Here is a 14,908-nt window from a genome sequence, read left to right on the forward strand (position 1 = left end):
TAATACGTACTCTCTTTTTAAAATTCTAAAACTCCCTCTATTATTATGAAATCTCTCTCTCACAAACTTCTCGCTATCATTTTCAGCATTGCCTTGTTCACCGGCTGCGCCTCGGTCACCGACCCCGGCCTCGACGCCCAGGAGCAATCTGACATCGAGCAGCCTGCGCAAGTTGATAATCCTGACTTCGATTCTGAGCAACAAATGAGTCCTATTGTCGATCGGCCCGAATAATTATTTTCAATTACTACAAGAATAAATTATGGATTTACGGCCAAAATATAATAGCTTCAACTATCCCTAAGCACTAATATCAGCCCAATCCTGGCGATATGCTATTAACACTATTAATTGGCTTTCTTCAAGTTAGCGTTGTTTCTGCTGACAGTAATCTGGTCGAGCAATCAAAATCACAGGCCAATTACTATATCAACAATATTAAACAGGGCCAATATGTTGGAGAAAACATTTGGGCACTCACAATATTGACCAATAGCCATCCAGAAGTTCGGGAAGCTGTTGAAAAAAAAGTTCAGAGGGGTAACTATACAAATGATTTCACAGCCCTTTTTCACAATATAGAACATCGCTATTCCGACCAGCTTAAAAAGATTGTATTTAAGACAGGATCAGTTCAGTTACTAACAGAACTCCTGTTAATATCAGATGAAAATAGAGAAGTCATTTATGAACAATACTCATCAAAGTTTGAGTTAAAACATGATAGAAAAGATGTTGATATTAAAGCCTTATTCAAGGCTATCATAAATGAAGACACTATCGATGAGTCTGTAGTATCAACCGACACATTTACTCTCACTCATCTGTTATTGCTTTTCCGAGCTCATAACCAACTCAGTGAATCTTTCTTAACAAGTCTAATAGAAAACTGGTCTCAAAAAAATAATTCTGATCAAAATCTTTTCTCGACATTATATAACGCCAGTTATTTACGAGCTTTATACCTAAACTATGATTACGGACAGACAACTCCGTTATATAATCAACTCATTAAAGATAAGCTCTTTCCAAACTCCAGCCTCAAGCTTAAGTTATACCGCTATCTTGATTATTCCATGTACCGATTAGGATATTATGACCGAAGCCTCCAAATTGCCAGGAAGTACACCTTGCCATTAGCTACCTATCTCGATAAAGAAAAAGAACAAATCAATATTAAACAGTTACAAGGCGTTTATCTTTATAGCATCGGGAAAATTAAAGCTGCTGAAAAAATTTACCAAGAAGTTTTAAAAGAAATAAATCAAAAGAACTTAAATATTCCCCGGTCATCTATATATAATAACTTAGCTCTTACCTACCACAAATTAGGAAAATATGATCAATTTCTTGACTTACAATTTCAGGCATTAGAAACAGCAGAACAGTCAAATAATTATTCTCATCAACTCGAAATTTTTAACAATTTATTCATTTACTACAAAAAAAATAATGACCAAAATAATGCTCTTGAATACTTAGAAAGAGCAAAAAGATTAGCCCAAGAAAAAGGTTCTAATCAAGACTTAGGAAAAGTCTATATCTCTCTTGGAACAAGTGTTAGACAATTTAATCAATCTTTTAAAAAAGCTTTTCAATATTTTTCAAAAGCCGAAAAAGTATTAGATCCTAAAAATAATTCTGAACATTTTATCTATTTACTTATCGAGCAGGCGAATACTTTTGAAAAACAAAAGAACTATTCTGCGGCAATTAACAAGTATGATCAAATATTGTCTCTTACTCCTGAAGAGAACAGTCCTAAACATCTTGATGCTTTAGTAAACAAAGCTTTAGTGAATTTAAAGATGAATAAGATGAATAAGACTAAAAGTCTTATTTCTAAATATAAATCTTTTGATCTAAGCCAACTCGATTTTAATCAAATTGTTAAAGCTAAAAAAGTTGAAGCTGATTATCTCTTCCAAACCGGAAATATCTCAAAAGCTTTAGAAATTCTTGAACCCACATTAAATCAAATTGTTGTAAGAGCTCAGGGCAGTACTGATCTTAAATCCGGGTTTTGGCATATAGAGGACGAATATCTCGATGCCTTTGAACTGACAGCATCTATTTATATGGATAGGGGGCAACCCGGTAAAGCCGTGGAAAAGCTTGACCAACTGAAAACCATTAATGATGCCTCGCTTTATCAAAACCCCTTGGTTAAATCGAGCTTGCTGAACGAATCGGAATTAACGGAATACAAGCAGATAACCGATCAGCTTGATGTCGTCCGTAAAAAACTTCTAACTGCACCCGAAGACGAGCAATTTGAAATTCGACAGCAGATCAACCAGTTGAATACCAAAAAACGAAAGTACGACCGTCGGCTAACCAAAAATATTGATCTGACCCCCACCTCTATTCGCCAAATTCAAAATAAACTGTCAGGCCGAGAGCTCTTGCTGCACATAACAGAACTCAAAGACCAATATTATATCGCCAAAATATCCCGCACTGAAATAGACCTAAAAACCATTGATCTGGATGACAATCGACGACAGCTGTTTAGTAATGCTGCTCAACAGATAGCAACTCGTGAAACCAACCTTGATTCTCTTTATAAGATTTCCCAGATCCTGGAGTTAAATGAGATTCCCCATTACATCGATAAAATTACGCTTATTCCCGACAGCTACTTCTATCAGCTTCCATTGGATATTCTTCCCTTGGAAGCACCCTCTAATAGCTACAGCTACGGAGAGGCAACGTATGCCATCGAGAAGTTTAACACACAATACCTAACCACGCTGGAGGATTTTAAAACCCCGAACCGTTCTTCATCACCTTCTACTTCTAAAGCCCGAATGAATTATGTGGGATACGGGGTGTCAAACTTTGAAAACTATGCGAACCAATCATTAGTACCGTTACCTTATGCTCAATCTGAAGTTGTCCAGATAGCAAAAAGCCTCACTAACCTTTCCCAAGTCGAAACCTACATCAATAAACAATCAACCAAATCCACTTTTAAGCAAACGGCCCCGCACTCTCAAATCATCCATTTAGCAACCCACAGTGAAGTGTCGGAACGTGATCCGATGTTTTCTACGGTCTATTTTAACAAATCTACAGCCGATAGCGACAGCACTTTTGACGATCGGTTTTTTGCCTATGAATTATTTGAAATGGACCTCAGCAATGAAATGGTAATGCTTAACTCATGTGAATCGGGGTCCGGATCATATATCCAGGGTACCGGGGTAATGGGTATCAGTAGAGCACTGCGGTATGCCGGTGCCGAATCATTGATACTCAACTTATGGTCAGTGAACGATAAGCTTGCCTCTGAATTTGCTGTTCAGTTTTACTCTAATTTAAATGAGGGGAAATCAAAAGCTGAAGCACTAAGATCTGCCAAACAGCACTTTATAAACACCAAAAATGCAGATCCTCATTTCTGGGGTCCCTATATGTTAATCGGAAATACTGATCCGATTGTTAAGCCCCAACAGAATAAAAACCTGGCAATGGCAGGTGCATTTATTTTCTACTTCCTGCTCATGGTTGGGCTGTCTTATCTTACGCAGCAAGGAATTATCTTTTCAAAACGCTGATTGTACATATAGTAAAGAGCCGTTACCTCTCTTTCGACAAGCAAATGAGGGCAAATAGCTCTCTACTATTCCTTCGTTATTCACTATTGAACAACAAAGGTTTCAGATTAATCAGACAAAGCATTCAGATAGCTTTGAGCAACCCGGCGATAAGCTCCGTTTAACTCATACGCTTTTTCAATATTCGTTTTTGCATCAACCAGCTGATCCAAATGGAAGTGGGCATTGCCAATATACCAGTAGGCCTTCTCTAACATAAGTACATCCACATTCTCATTGTCTTTATGGGATACCACTCTTTCATAATGTTCAATAGCATTATCATAATTCCCATTATTGTAATGCAGAGAACCTAAATTAAGACTCAGCTCAGCAATCCATCCCGGCTCTGAAGCATCTTCCAGCTCAGACTGCAATAACGATATCGCCTCGTTTTCACGCCCGGTATTAGCAAGCTTTATAGCATTTCGTATCACCTCCTTATCAGAAGAGGAAGAAATAGCACCATCACCAGAACGGTAATAATCCAATTCTATACTTGATACAGGTTCAACTGAAGATTGCTGCTGGGTGGAAATATTCATTACGCCAACTACTGCAATAAGCAATGCAATAACTGCAGCTGCTGCATAATACCAATATTCCTTTTTGTTTGTACTCTTTTCCTCTTCTCTTTTCCGCTCAATCACGGCTTTGAGATTAGCTACACTTTTGAGATAATCCAAGTGATATCCATCCTGAATTAGCTCAGCCCATAATTCATCGACTTCCTGAGCGGAAAGCTGACCATTTACATACTGGTCTATTTTTTCTTCCAGTTCTTTTTTATTAAAACTCTCGATCATGACTTTTTTTCCTAAAAATTAACACGCAAACTCAAGGTATCTACGTGCATAATAATGTTAAATAACCTCCTTTAATTTTATTCACTTTACAAGAGTAGACTATTACCCATTTGTTACAAAATATTTATCCCGCCGGATAGTTACCTGTCTGCGTATAACTCCAAACCCGAAAATAGCCTGTTTTCGCTACAAAGTTTGAGAAAATAATGGTTTTAAAAAAATAACAATCATCTAATAATTCAATACGTTTAACCCACCTGTTCTATTTTCTTTACCTAAAGAAATAAAGTATTATTGATAATTCTATTTTATTATCTCTTACATTCAACTATCTGCTACCAGATAAAATCATTGATATGTCTCGTTTATTGCTAATTATTCTTTTCTCCCTACTAATTATAAATCCTTCCTACAGTCAATCTTCATTTTCGAAGAAGAATGTATCTCTCGATGAAAAAATCGGGCAGATGCTTTTAGTGGGATTCCGGGGGACTGCACTGGCTGATACCAATCACATTGTGCGTGATATAAAAAAACATCATTTAGGCGGAGTAATACTTTTTGATTACGACGTTCCCTCAAAATCTTCGGAACGAAATATCCAATCTCCAGAACAGCTAGAAACACTTGTCAACGACCTTAAGAAATTAACTGATTCTCCACTTATTGTTTCTATTGATCAAGAAGGAGGACAAGTAGCCCGATTAAAACCAGCAATGGGATTTCCTGAGATTAAATCAGCGGAATATCTTGGGAGACTGGATAACGTTGACAGCACCAGTTTCTATGCTCGGAAAATGGGAAAATCATTAGAAGCTCTGGATATAAACATGAATTTTGCGCCCATTGTTGATCTAAATACCAATCCTGACAATCCTGTTATCGGCGGCTTGGAGCGCAGCTTTTCTGCTGATCCACAGACTGTTGTACAGCATGCTTCTATATATATTAAAACGTTAAATAAATATGGTATATCGTCGGTGTTAAAGCATTTTCCGGGTCACGGAAGCTCAAAAAATGATTCACACCTGGGCGTAGTTGATGTCACAGACACGTGGTCTAAAAAGGAGTTGACCCCCTACCGTAAACTTATTAACAAGGGGCTGGGAGACGCCATAATGACGGCCCATATTTTTAACCGTAATATTGATCCCAACTATCCCGCGACCCTTTCCAAGCCTACCATAACCGGGTTATTGCGAAATAAGTTAAACTTCAACGGGGTAGTAGTTTCCGACGATCTTATGATGGGAGCAATCCGCAATGAATACGGCCTCAGAACAACAATATCCAATGCGATCAATGCCGGCGTTGATATTCTGGTGTTTGCCAACAACTCCATATATGATCCGGAAATTGTCCCTAAAGCCCATAAGATTATCAAAGAACTTATCGAAGAAGGGAAAATATCTCGGCAGCAAATTGACGAATCCTACGCCCGAATAATGAAATTGAAGAAAAAGATTGAGAGTTAGAGAGACTTCTCTCTACCAGTCATCATCCAACGTTGCTCCCCAGTATGGCTCTACTTCACCACCGTACCTACGGGTATAAACCCGGGTAAAAATAGCGCCAATTAGAACCACCTGCACATTATAGTAAATCCAGATAAGAAATATCACAAACGAGCCTGCAGCCTTATACATTGGCTGTAGCGCTTCGGCATTTAGATACATATCCACAACAGCTTTGCCGGCCATTACCAAAATCGTGGTTACCACAGCACCAACAGCAATATCCCTCCACCGGACATCCAAATCAGGTAATATTCTAAACATTGTAGTGAAAAATACGACCGCTAATAAAATATTCGTAGCTGATGTTCCCAGTTGTATCAAATACACATTGGTACTTCCTAATATAGGAATAAGCAGATCTCTTAATCCGTAAATTATGCTTTCGGATATTAACCCTCCTATAAAAAGAAGACTCAGTGCCCCAATGAATAACAAGCCGATCAGACGATCCCATAGAAATTGCCATATTGAATTTATCTTGGGATTCCTCAATCCCCATATATTATTCAAGGTCTGTTTGATCTGTGAAATCAAGGTAGTGGCTCCAAACAGCAATGTTCCAATGGCTATTACCGATGACCATAATCCCGAAGTATCTCTACTCGACGATTCAACAAGTTGATCAATGGCATCTGTCAACTCGGCACCTATTACCGATTCAAAAGTTTGACGGAATTCAGCCTCCCCAAGCTGGCTACCCAAGACAATACTTAAAATCCATACCGTAATAATAATTAGCGGAGCGGTAGAAAATATTGCATAGAAAGCTATAGCAGCTCCATGTAACCCAATATTTATCTTCCACATTTCATTATACGTCTCTTTAATCAGCTCCCAAATGTGCAGGTGTATCTTCACAATAATTTATTTTGATGAATTCCGTACTTCAGCTTTAACATAAATTCCACGAAACAGGTTTTATAAAATGAACAATTATGTATGTTAACATAAACCTGCAATCCAAAATGTGTTTCTTATGCATTCCCAATATACCTATGAATGGCTTATCACCCAATTTGAGAATACCAAAAATGTAGCCGAAGAATTTATTCTATCGGTTGATAAAGACCTATTTCTAAAAGCCCCGGCTGAAGATCAGTGGAGCATTGCGGAATGTTATAGTCACCTTATAAACTACGGGGATCTATATTTTGATAATATGGTCTCAGCAATATCAGAAAATACCAGCACAACCGATTCAGTTAACCAGTCTTTCCCTCCCCGGTGGTTTGCCCAAAAAATCATTTCATTTTTTGAGCCACCGTACAAAATGAAGTTGAAAACGGTCAAATCGATGAAACCTGTTGACACATCGGGATATAATCGCATAGAATTACTCGATGAGTACCTGAACTTGCAGAATCGCCTGATCACACAACTTGAAAATGCTCATCAGAAAAACGTCCACTTGGGACGATCAAAAGTTACTCACCCTATTTTTTCAATAATCAAAATGACGCTCTCAGAGTGTTTTCTTCTGCTTGAAGCACATCAGCACCGACATCAATGGCAGGCTGAACAGACGCTACAAGTGTTAAAAGGAGATCAATAAGTGACCTCTCTCTTAGACTTGCCTCCGTTTTATTACTCGACATGACAGTACGCCTTCACTGTCTGTTCATAATTTTTGTCCTGATAATAACAGGAACCTATATCCATATAAATAATGTTGCGTTATTAGTGATAAAAAATGGAGGCCGTAAATGAAAGATTTTCGCATTACCGATATTTACTCGGGAAATATAGATCGCGAACCAAAACAAGATGCCAACCGGTTTCGAAAAGAGACGGGATTTCCATCTCCGGCACGCGATCACTTTGAAAAACCGCTCTCGCTCGATGACTATATCATAAAACGACCGGCCGCCACGTTCTTTATGCGTGTAAAAGGTGACGGTTTAAACAAAATTGGAATTTTTTCGGATGATATTCTCGTTATAGACCGGTCAATCACCCCACGGACAAATCATCTTATTGTCGCAATACTCGAAGGCGAGATGACTGTTCGAAAACTAATTAAAGAGGGGAGCACTGCCTATATAATAAAGAGTGATAACTCAGCTGATAAACAGAAAATTACAAACGAAACTGATTTTGAAATCTGGGGCGTAGTGACACATGCCATCCACAAATATATTTAATCATGGATACCTTTGATCCCGAAACATTTGAGATAAAATTTATTATAGCAGATATCGCTACTGATCTATATATACAAGGTGATGGGCAGTTTTATATCAAGGATATAGCCAAAGAAATTGATATTACTCCGGCGGAGGTCTTTAACTACTTTCCCAACAAAAAATCGATTCTCGAATTTTATTACGCTTCGCTGGTCATCCGTTATGAGATGATGATTGACGAGATCGATGATTTTGAATCATACACTCTCAGCGAAAAACTCTCAAACTTTGCGTTCACCAATTTTGATATGCTTCGAGAAAAAGAGGCTTTTGTAGAGGCAACGCTCTCTGATTATATCCTCAACAGCTTCACCAAAACAGATTTCGAAAAAGAGCTGGAACGACTTATCAAGCAGTTTCTCGAAAATGATGACCATATTTCAGTCTCTTCTACCTTGGTATTAAATTCTTATTCGTACACTTTTCTGCGGAGACAATATCTCGAACTGCTCCGATTCTGGATAAATGATACCAGCGAGGATAAGGAACTTAGTATGGAGCTCACTGATAAAGCTACGGCCGTACTTCAAGAGCTAATGTATAATCCTGTACTCGATAAAAGCTTTGATCTGGTCAAGTTTATGAATGCCAATAGAAAAGCTTTTATCAACAATATCCCCATTGTAAAACAACTCTGTTCTAAAATTGAAATACGATAATTTATGAGTAATGATTTTCCATCCTCCAAACTTGAGCGCGGTAAAATATTTGCAAAAACCGGACTCAAAGTTGGAACAAACTATGCCAAGCGCTACCTCAAAAAATCAGTAGGAAAAAAGGAATCCGAGGAAGAGGGTAAGGAGTTCCACACCCAGAATGCCCGACAGGTATTCAATGAATTTACCAAGCTCCGCGGTACGGCTCTGAAAATTGCACAATCGCTCAGCATGGACGAAGGAATGCTGCCCGAAGAATTTGCCGAAGTGATGAGCGAATCGCAATACAGCGTTCCTCCCATCAATAAAGCACTGGCACGATCAATCATCAAAAAGGAGCTTGGGGATTACCCCGAAAACCTTTTTGCTCAATTTGATACCGAAGCTATTGCCGCTGCATCTATTGGACAGGTACACGAAGCGCGGCTTAAAAACGGGCAGAAAGTGGCTGTCAAGATTCAGTATCCCAATGTAAAAAATACGATACACTCGGATATGTCGATGGCAAAAACGCTGATGAAAAGAATCGTCAGCGGCAACGGTAATTTTGATGAGTATTTTGAGGAAATTGAAGAAACACTAATGGAGGAGACGGATTACCATCAGGAGGCGGAATATCTCAAATATTTTAATAAGCGCTTTTCCGAAGGTGAAGTTATTACTCCTAAGTATATTGAAGAATTATCTACTGACAAGGTGCTCACAATGACTTTTATTGAGGGGCAACACCTCAAAGAGTTTTTAGCTACAAATCCCAGTCAGGATGAACGCAATCACTTTGGACAACTGCTATGGAATTTCTTTCATGACCAAGTTGAACAACGTGATTTTATCCATGCCGATACTCATCCGGGCAACTTTTTCTTTCGGGATGACGGAAAGCTGGGCGTAATTGATTTTGGCTGCGTGAAAAAATTCTCCGAGGAATTTACCCATAACTACATGCAGCTGTTGCCCAAACACTTAAAGCAAAACGAGGAGGAAATTCGGGATCTCTATTTGAAGCTGGATATCATCAAAGAGAATCCCAAGAATCCGGAAACGGAAGAAGAATTCTTTCAATTTTGCAAGGCCTATGGGGATACTTTTGCGAAGCCTTATATGGGCGATGAGTTTGATTTCGGTGGTCCCGAATTCAAACAAAAAATTACCCGTTTTGCCCGGGAGCTCCCTATCAAAAACGAACCTCGCGGCGACAAGAACTTTATTTACAGTACCAAGGTTCACATGGGGCTCTATAATATGCTGATGAAGCTAAAAGCCCAAATTGATACCGAACGCAGTAAAGAGCTTACCCACAATATGATCGACACGATGGCCCAAGAAAAGTGACTTAAATTACTTTTTAAAAATAAAAAAGCCTGCGGATTTTAAACCGCAGGCTAATTATTTCTCAGATATAATGTTCTCTTTTTATTCTTGAATATCATTCAAGAACCTAAAGAAGTCGCTATTCGTTGAAAGAATGAGCGATGTTTTATCATCAAGTGCTTTGCCATACGATTCCATCGTCCGGGTAAAGTTATAAAGCTCCTGCGCCGCATTCGTTTGATTATATGCATCTGCATAAATTGACGTTGCACGAGCATCCGCCTCTCCACGGATCTCTTCGGCCTCCCGAAATGCCTCTGATTCTATCGTCTGCAATTCGCGCTCTTTTTCACCGTTGATGCGGGCCGCTTCTCCCTCACCTTCCGACCGGAATTTATCGGCAATTCGATTCCGCTCACTAATCATACGATCGTAAACCGTCTGGCGTACATCTTCAACATAGTTGATGCGTTTGAAGCGGAAGTCAAGAACCTTGAGCCCCAGATCAGACGCACGTTCGTTGGCCAGCTGCTGAATCGTCGTTTGGATAGAATCACGACCGACCGAAATATCAGCCAGGGTATCTTCCACAATTTCTGTAATAGTAGCATCCGACTTTGGATCACGATTAGATGTCCGCACTACTTCTACCAGATCATGAGAGGCTATCGCATTCCGGGTTTCCCCATCCAAGATATCATCGAGACGTGATTGTGCTCCCTGCTCATCGCGCAGCCGCTTAAAAAATTGCAACGGATCAGTAATTTGCCAGCGGGCATAGGTATCCACAAAAATGAACTTTTTGTCCTTTGTTGGAACCTGATTACGGTCGCCGTCCCATTCCAGATACCGTTCATCAAAGTAGTGAGCTCTCTGTATAAACGGAATCTTAAACTTCATACCCGGCTCCGTGACGGTATCGCCCACAGGATCACCAAATTGTGTGATAACAACCTGTTCGGTTTCGTCCACAATGTAAAACCCATCAAATGCTATGAGAAATAAGGCTCCTAAAACAGCAAGTAACGAAATGCTTTTCCAATTCTTCATATCTAATTACCCTGATTTTTTGAGTTAGCATTTGACTTATTCACGTTCACGCCATCCATCTGCATCTGCAGTAACGGCAGTACACTGTTCCCGTTTTGATCGGTTACTATTTTGTTCCCTAATTTCGGAAGGATCTCCTCCAGCGTTTCAAGATATAAACGCCGCTTTGTCACTTCGGGTGCCTTAACATATTCCTGATACAGCTGATTGAAACGAGAAGCTTCACCCTGGGCACGATTTACCCGATTAACGGCATAACCCTCTGCTCGCTGTATCGTCTCCTGAGCCCGTCCCTTGGCACGAGGTATCACTTTATTATACTCAGATTTTGCCTCGTTGATAAGCGTCTCCTTCTGCTGCTGAGCTTCATTAACCGCATTAAAAGAGGGTTTTACAGGATCGGGTGGATTGATATCCTGCAATACAATTTGCTCAATCCGTATACCCGATTCGTATTCATTACAGATTTTCTGGATCAAGTCCTGGGCTTTCATAGCCACTTCGGCACGCCCCACGGTAAGCACCTCATTTACCGTACGATCTCCTACAATTTGGCGCATCGCAGATTCCGAGATGTCACGCAGAGTTTGTTCGGGATTCCGAATCTTAAACAGAAAATCATACGGGTCGTCAACTCTGTACTGCACAACCCATTCCACATCAGCCAGGTTCAAATCACCGGTAAGCATTAACGATTCATCTTTATATCCTTCTTTTTGATAACTCGAACGCACTCCGGAACTGGTTGTACGATAACCAAATTCGTGTTTTAGCTGTCGTTCGATTGGTACATATCGTACTTCCTCTACAAAAGGTGCTTTAAAATTCAGGCCCGGATAAGCCGTCCGAGTAAACTCACCAAAGCGAGTTACAATCCCCACTTCTTCGGGATTAACCGTAAAAAAAGAGGAAAAAGCTATCACCACAACTAACGCTCCCAAAATGATGTATCGGATATTACTGCCTAACTTCTTGAGTTGTGGCGGTATATCCATGCCAGAAAAATTATTGTCTTGTGCCATATAAAATTGATTTTCTTGTTAGAAAAGATTCAAATTTTTTAATTCTCACGTCCTTATATCTTGAGGCATATGATAGTGGTATCATCAGCCAATTGATAGTCGCTAAATTTCTGAACTTTCCGTTTGATCTCCATCGAAACCTCGTTGCTGGGAAGATTGTCAGTGTTCAGTGATTCAACAAGTGATATCAAGCTATCAAAACCAAAGCGTTCGCCCTCGGGGTTTACGGCTTCGGGCAGTCCATCAGAATAAAACAGAAGAAAATCGCCCTTCTGTAGCTGCACATTATACGCCTGATAATCAACAATTGCCTGTAAGCCCAACGGATATCTGGGTTCCGGAGTACGAATAAATTCTGCCTCACCGTCTCGTTTCAAAATAGGCAGGCAATGTCCTGCATTCGCCAATTTTAATATCCTACTTTCAAGATGATATTGTGCAATGATACACGTAATAAATGTTTGCCGATCGGTACGGGCATGCAGTGTAGGGGCAATTTCTCGCAAAATAGAATCCGGAGCATCTTTATGCAGACGCGAAAGTAATAACCCACTGGTAAAGACAGCGTGCATGGCAGCCTTCATCGCCTTTCCGGATACATCGGCAATCGTCATATTCAAAACCTGACTATCAGCCGTGCCATTACTACTGACAATATAGTCAAAGTAATCGCCGCCCACTTCGAATGAAGGCATGAAAAATCCATACACGTCAATTCCATCTGCCGAAGGGGGACGCAGAGGCATTAATTTAAACTGACTTTCGCGAGCAATTTCTATCTCCTTTTCTACACGGAGGTGATTCGCCATTCGCTCTTGATATTCGGGAATATAGCCGCCCATCTCGGAAACAGAATTACCATACTTATAAGCAATTAATCCATAAACCAGCGGTAGCCCAAGAATAAAGAATTGCGTCCACGCGATATAGGCAACATTCATACTTGGAGACCCCCAATACGGCATCACCAGCAATACCGACATAAACACCCACCATCCTGTTGCAAATGACAGAAGCCCGGAACCTTGCATTGCAAAAAGTGCCACGACACCGATCAACGAGAAAATTATCAGGTCGTACCATTCTGTTCCTATGATTTCAAAGAGAACACCTGATCCAGAGAAGAGAATCCCAAGCAGTAACATTCCGCCCCCATATAAAAGCCAGCGATTTTTAATCTTTGACTGCAAAAATCCAGCCGTCACCCCTACATGTCCCAGCGAAACAAGCCAGACATTAACCCATATCGCCATATTAATCGTCAACAGCTTGGGCTGCATACTTGCTTCAGTAAAACCGTTTGAGCTGTCGGCCTGATAGTATTGAGTACCCAACAGATATAGAATAACTCCCAAGACCCCTAACAAGACTCCACCCAATGCATATCCCCTAAGAAGTCCTTCACCGGTTTCTCGAAAGAAAAATCGTTTTCGCCAAAATGCATCCAACAGGTGCAACTGCTCCTCATCCTTAGAACGTGCCATAGCCTCCCATGCGATATAGGCCAAAGCTCCATATAGACCTAAGATGGCGGCGAAAACTACATTATTAAGGATAAAAAGGGCCTCACTTGTTTGATTCCAAAACCCATTCATGGTATTTATGAGGTAAAATACACGCCATCCAAGTATACCCAGCGTTATGCTGATCAATATAAATAATGCGCGGCGCCACTCTACCTGTCCCTTGTTTATATACTTTATTCCCAAGAAAACGATAAGGATGGCCAGAATTGCCATCGAGCCAAACCGGGTAGCAAGATCGGCATTACTAATGCTTTGCGGAGGATCCATTTGCTCAGGCTCAAATTTATCCAAGGCCTTAAAACTTTCTATAGAAACCCCATACTGAATGTTCGCCATATTCGGCGTATTACTTTCCCGGATGATTGGCTGTACCTCAAGTGACAGTTCTTGAGGGCCCCGGGTATTCACACTCTTCTTGTTCCATTGGAAAACCATGTTGTTACCAACGCGAGAATCAGACAACTCCATTGCATGCTGCCCCAATCCGGGTTCCGTTGTTAACAGCGTATCCCTTATATCAATATAGTCAAGCTGATAATTCTGAAGGTTATACCCTAAGATATCCTGTACAATCCGATTGGCAATTGAAAACAAAGAATCGCCCGGGACAAATGTTGGATTGGGATTATCAGCATATTTCGACATCCGGCGAACGTTGCCCTCTTGATCGTACCGGATATCAAACCGTCCCAACTCACTCATAAAATCGCCTGTTTCGTATGAGAACCTGTCATCATCATCCTGAGCAGTACCTATACTCACCTTCCAACCCGTAAGATGTACGCCATTTTCATTGAGCTCTTTCGGGTATAGGAGTTCTTCCCGAGCAGAATCCTTCAACGTTTTATAATAGTTTATATGCTGGGTTCGATTAGTCATAATTTGCAGACTATCTAACGAAAAACCGAGACGTTGAGAAAGCTCAGCGGTTTTATGCTCAATCGTAGATTTGCTCTGCTCTATAGATGCCCCGGCATTAAAGGAAATAAAGGAATACAGCACAAAAAATACTGCACATCCAATAATCCCCAGAAACATCCAATATGTTAACCGCTGCCCCATATAAAAGTGACCTTTATTTTACAATCCCTCTGATACTGCTATTTCAATATTTGCGATCATGGATAAATTAGGTAGCATCCAATATACAATCATCAACGAAAATACCCTACGAAATTCCGTCTCTATTGTTTCCGTTTTTATATTCTAATCTGATAGGAGGGCCAATGCCAGCTTCA

General features: G+C 40.2%; 12 protein-coding genes. 7 read left to right on the forward strand and 5 right to left on the reverse strand.

From position 1 onward, the window contains the following. Positions 1-45 precede the first annotated feature (45 nt). A complete protein-coding gene (locus CK503_RS15980) occupies positions 46-234 on the forward strand; it encodes a hypothetical protein (protein ID WP_095606952.1) in 189 nt (62 codons plus the stop codon). Between the two features lie 98 nt (positions 235-332). Further along, positions 333-3,560, forward strand: coding sequence for a CHAT domain-containing protein (locus CK503_RS05935; protein ID WP_095605885.1), 3,228 nt, complete (start codon positions 333-335; stop codon positions 3,558-3,560). Between the two features lie 107 nt (positions 3,561-3,667). Here CK503_RS05935 and CK503_RS05940 read toward each other — a convergent pair whose 3' ends face one another. Next, the gene (locus CK503_RS05940; RefSeq protein WP_095605886.1) at positions 3,668-4,405 is read right to left on the reverse strand and encodes a tetratricopeptide repeat protein; all 738 of its coding nucleotides are present in this window, start codon (positions 4,403-4,405) and stop codon (positions 3,668-3,670) included. Positions 4,406-4,761: 356 nt separating this feature from the next. On the opposite strand from CK503_RS05940, the gene CK503_RS05945 reads away from it, so the two are divergent. After that, entirely contained in the window at positions 4,762-5,880 is a 1,119-nt protein-coding gene (locus tag CK503_RS05945; RefSeq protein WP_095605887.1) for a glycoside hydrolase family 3 protein, read from the forward strand. 12 nt (positions 5,881-5,892) lie between these two features. Here the strand turns inward: CK503_RS05945 and CK503_RS05950 are convergent, their stop codons facing one another. Continuing rightward, positions 5,893-6,780: a YihY/virulence factor BrkB family protein gene (locus CK503_RS05950; protein WP_095605888.1), complete on the reverse strand. Its 888-nt coding sequence runs from the start codon at positions 6,778-6,780 to the stop codon at positions 5,893-5,895. A 118-nt stretch (positions 6,781-6,898) separates the two neighbouring features. On the opposite strand from CK503_RS05950, the gene CK503_RS05955 reads away from it, so the two are divergent. From CK503_RS05955 to CK503_RS05970, 4 genes are all read left to right on the forward strand, one after another. Continuing rightward, positions 6,899-7,474 carry a DinB family protein gene (locus tag CK503_RS05955; RefSeq protein ID WP_095605889.1) on the forward strand — a complete coding sequence of 192 codons (576 nt, stop codon included), beginning with the start codon at positions 6,899-6,901 and terminating at the stop codon, positions 7,472-7,474. A gap of 151 nt (positions 7,475-7,625) precedes the next feature. After that, the gene (locus CK503_RS05960; RefSeq protein ID WP_095605890.1) at positions 7,626-8,063 is read left to right on the forward strand and encodes a LexA family protein; all 438 of its coding nucleotides are present in this window, start codon (positions 7,626-7,628) and stop codon (positions 8,061-8,063) included. A gap of 2 nt (positions 8,064-8,065) precedes the next feature. Further along, positions 8,066-8,764, forward strand: a complete 699-nt coding sequence (locus CK503_RS05965; RefSeq protein ID WP_095605891.1) for a TetR/AcrR family transcriptional regulator — start codon at positions 8,066-8,068, stop codon at positions 8,762-8,764. 3 nt (positions 8,765-8,767) lie between these two features. Next, positions 8,768-10,093 (forward strand): ABC1 kinase family protein, encoded by a 1,326-nt coding sequence (locus CK503_RS05970; protein ID WP_095605892.1) that lies wholly within the window; start codon positions 8,768-8,770, stop codon positions 10,091-10,093. 81 nt (positions 10,094-10,174) lie between these two features. Here CK503_RS05970 and hflC read toward each other — a convergent pair whose 3' ends face one another. From hflC to CK503_RS05985, 3 genes are read right to left on the reverse strand one after another with little or no spacing between them, the layout of a single operon-like run. Further along, positions 10,175-11,122 carry a protease modulator HflC gene (hflC, locus tag CK503_RS05975; protein WP_095605893.1) on the reverse strand — a complete coding sequence of 316 codons (948 nt, stop codon included), beginning with the start codon at positions 11,120-11,122 and terminating at the stop codon, positions 10,175-10,177. Positions 11,123-11,124: 2 nt separating this feature from the next. Then, entirely contained in the window at positions 11,125-12,144 is a 1,020-nt protein-coding gene (hflK, locus tag CK503_RS05980) for an FtsH protease activity modulator HflK (protein WP_095605894.1), read from the reverse strand. 53 nt (positions 12,145-12,197) lie between these two features. Beyond that, positions 12,198-14,732, reverse strand: coding sequence for a PP2C family protein-serine/threonine phosphatase (locus CK503_RS05985; protein ID WP_095605895.1), 2,535 nt, complete (start codon positions 14,730-14,732; stop codon positions 12,198-12,200). Between the last annotated feature and the right edge of the window lie 176 nt (positions 14,733-14,908).

Source organism: Fodinibius salipaludis (genome assembly GCF_002287075.1).
Taxonomy (GTDB): Bacteria; Bacteroidota; Rhodothermia; order Balneolales; family Balneolaceae; genus Fodinibius; species Fodinibius salipaludis.